The organism is Geminicoccus sp., assembly GCF_036263595.1.
Classification (GTDB): domain Bacteria; phylum Pseudomonadota; class Alphaproteobacteria; order Geminicoccales; family Geminicoccaceae; genus Geminicoccus.
Genome location: NZ_DATAGQ010000233.1, coordinates 1 through 3,676, shown reverse-complemented (window position 1 = coordinate 3,676; position 3,676 = coordinate 1). Strand labels below are relative to the sequence as shown.

The window sequence follows — 3,676 nt, the reverse complement described above, 5'->3', positions numbered from 1 at the left end:
TCCTGCACGGGCCAAGATCAGCAGCCGGGCATCGGACGCCTCCGCGCAGGCGATGGACGCCACGGCAAACGCCGCAACACCCAGCAGGAAGACATGCCGACGACCATAGCGATCGCCCGCCGAGCCGCCCATCAGCACGAGCGCCCCCAACATCAGCAGGTAGGCGTTGACGATCCATTGAGCCTCGGTTGGACTGGCGTTCAGGCTCTGCTGGATGCCCGGCAGCGCGACGTTGACCACCGATCCGTCGATGAAAGCCAGGCTCGAGCCAAGAATCGCCGTCAACAGGATCGCACGCTTATCGGGCTGGACGAGCGAACCAGTGCCGATGGCTGGTCCCGCGGCCTTTGGCGACGGCGCGGTCATGGTCGGCAAGCGCTTCAAGATTTCTGGCTCTCTGCGGACGGCATCACGTCATGCTTCTGCCGGCGGCAGACAGTGCCAGGAGCAATGCTGCGGTGAGTCATGTGGGCAACTGAGCCGGCGCCATGCCCCAGCTGCCTACGATTGCTCTTCGGAGGCGTTACCTGCAAGCTAGGTGCTACTCCTGTTGGCATGACCGGAATTTTTCCGTGGCTGACCTGCTGGCAGAACAAGCATCACCTCGGCAGCCCGTCGATCTCCAATTTGCACTGGTAGCCCACGCTGATCCCATTGCCCCCAAGATGCCCCCCCGACATCCTGGCATGTGCTTTGAAACGAGAACATCATCTGCGGCACCGGTTTGGCGAACATCCGCCTCCGTGACCTCCAGGACTGGCACGGCCTCCACGGCGTCTGCAAGGTCTGCAATCGCGGCAGGCCAACCGGCTTTTGCCCACTGGTCCGGCGATCCGGGCCCGAGACGATCTTGGATGCCATAGTACCCCGCCTCAGGTGCCGGCATTGCGGCGGACGACTGCCCCGTGCGGGAGTTGCAGTTGTACTGGATAGGCAGGCAGCGGTGAACTTCTGGACAATTTGAAGAAGTAGCCTCACGGATGTGATCCGCTTCTGCTGGCAATGGGAGGGCAGCGTTGGGCAGGTCACCTAAGATTTGTTCGACCTGGATGAGCGTTACGCGGCGTTAAGTGCCTCAGGTGATCCGCTGGAGCGGTTGAGGGCCGTGGTCGACTTCGAGATCTTTCGCCCATTGTTGAGCCAGGCGCTGCATCGTTTGGACGGAAGCCTATTAGCTCTGCTGACAGGCTGGCGAGGGATCGGGCAAAGCCCGATGGGCGGGCAGCCGCCGATCGACCCGATAGTGATGTTCAAGATCCTGATCCTGCAGGCACTCTACGGCCTCTCGGACGAGCAGGCGGAGTTCCAGATCATCGATCGTCAGAAGACGATTGATCCGTTCCCAGCAGGAACAGCAGCCAGGAAGCTCCGGAGGGGGATCGGCTTTCATTCATGCGCTTTCTCCGCCTGGGCCTGGCGGACCGGGGCCGGACTACTCGACGATCTGGCGGTTTGGCGTTCCGCCGCCTTCGGCTCGGGAAGCCATGGTGACGGCCGGTGCCATGCACGAATTGTTCGCCCAGTTCGACCACGCTCTCACCGAGCAGGGCTATTTTGCGCTCGGCAGCCAGCTGATGACGCCTCCATCGTCGAGGCGCCCAGGCAGCGGCTGACGATCGAAGAAAAGCAGGTGATCTGCTCCGGCAAGCGACCGGATAGACCCGCCGCAAGGCCCGGCACAAGGACATCGAGGCACGCCCTCGGCGGTCTCCCGATCGCCGTCCCTTCGGGAAACGGATCATTCGTCTGCTGACAGATGATGAGGAGGCTTGGCGTATGGGGAACGCCTGCTGGCCATGGCATAATACCAAGGCGTGCAGTTGGACACTTCCATTTACCCGCCGATGCGTCGGGCCGGCGCGTGCGTGGCCGCAAAGTGGCGGCGGTCGCAGCTCTGTGCCGGCGGGTTGGCGCTTCGGGGCTGCTCTGCCGTCCATTCCTGCTCCGCTGCGCCATCCAGCCCCGGGCAGGGCCTGTCGCTCGAGCCAAGTCAGGCGGCGCATGTTGTTGACCAAGTTAGCGAGGCCGATGTTGATCGTCGCCCTGGCAATGCCAATGGTACATATGAACAGCCTCATCCTGGCCTGCTGCTCGGCGAACACATGCTCGATGGCGGCTGGACTGCACTCCGTTTGAACTGGACAGGGTCGATAGCCGATAAGGCATAGGCATACGCCTATGGATAAGATCATGGCTTTTGATCCAAATGGTCCTCCGCCGCGCATCGAGGTGGTCACTGCCGTCCAGCGACGGCGCCGGTTCTCGACTGCGCAGAAAATACGCCTGGTCGAGGAGAGCATGCCGCCCGGCATGAGCGTATCGCTGGTCGCCCGCCAGGCCGGCATCTCGCCCAGCATGTTGTTCAACTGGCGGCGACGGATGCTGGAAGGCGGCTTCGAAGCTGTGCAGGCCGATGAGCCAGTGGTCGGCCAGACCCATGTCCGCGACCTGGAAAAGCGGGTTCGGGAGCTGGAACGCCTGCTTGGTAGGAAGACCCTGGAGGTGGAGATCCTCAAAGAGGCCCTGGATGCGACACGGGTAAAAAAACTGATGTCGCTGCTGCCGTCGTGGCACGGTCGGCACGGCGGTTCGCGATGACCACGATCGCCAGCACGCTCGGCGTTGCCCGCTCCAACCTGATCCAGCGCCTGGCGCGCACGTCCAAGCGGCGCGGGCGCTACAACAAGACTGAAGATAGCCAGCTCCTCCCGTTGATCCGCCAGCTGGTGGATGAGCGGCCGTCGTATGGCTACCGCTGCATCATCGCGCTCCTGAACCGCCGCCTCCAGAAGCAGGGCCTGCCAAGGGTGAATCCTAAGCGCGTGCTACGCATCCTGCAGAAGCACAGCCTCACACTGCAGCGTCACACCGGTCGTCAAGCTGGCCAGACACACGACGGCGTGGTTGTCGCCCTGACTTCCGACATCCGCTGGTGCTCGGACCATTTCGAGCTGACCTGCCGGAGCGGCGAGATTGTCCGCATCCTGTTCGCGATCGACGCCTGTGACCGGGAAATCATTGCCTGATCGGCCACCGCGGCCGGCATCTCCGGCGAGCATCCAGCGTCTCCTGACGCTGGCTCCTTTGGAGATGGAGCATCCGCCTGCTGCGGATGCTGGTCCAGAACCTCATGCTCGCCTGCGGCGAGCAACGTTTTGGCAGCCTGACGGCATCTCATCCGGTGGAATGGCTGTCCAATAACGCCAGCGCTTACGTCGCCAAGGACACTCACAACACGGCCACCGCTCTTGGCCCACGATTGTGCTTCACCCCAGTCCGATCTTCACAAAGCAAGGCATTGCCGAGGCCTTCGTGAACACCTTCCGCCGTGACTACCTGCAGTTCTCCATCCTGCCGAATGCCGCTACCGTCCTTGAGCTGCTGCAGGCCTGGATGGACGACTACAACACCGTCCACCCACACTAAGCGCTGTGCTTCCATTCGCCTGCCGAGTTCCGCAGACTTAGTGCTTAACCCAACCCAGACCCTGTCCAGCCAAACGGGGTGCAGTCCAGGAGGCCATCATGGTGCGCAAGGCGGTGGGACAGGTGAGCCTGGTGGAAGCGTTCTTCCCGGCACCCTCTGGCAGCCGATCAAGATGCTCCAGCACCTGCGCGGTCTGCTGACTGTGCCTGCGTCACAGCTGGCCTTGCCGTTCCTGCTGGCAAGGGTACCG

General features: G+C 62.7%; 1 protein-coding gene and 2 pseudogenes. 2 read left to right on the top strand and 1 reads right to left on the bottom strand.

The window, feature by feature from the left end:
- Nucleotides 1-366: MFS transporter (locus VHL31_RS25390; RefSeq protein WP_414653829.1), on the bottom strand; the 366-nt coding region annotated here is incomplete at its 3' end.
- 670 nt (nt 367-1,036) lie between these two features.
- Here VHL31_RS25390 and VHL31_RS25385 point away from each other — a divergent pair.
- Nucleotides 1,037-1,562, top strand: a pseudogene (locus tag VHL31_RS25385) (transposase); the annotation flags it as partial.
- Nucleotides 1,563-2,178: 616 nt separating this feature from the next.
- Nucleotides 2,179-3,426, top strand: a pseudogene (locus VHL31_RS25375) (IS3 family transposase).
- Nucleotides 3,427-3,676 lie beyond the last annotated feature (250 nt).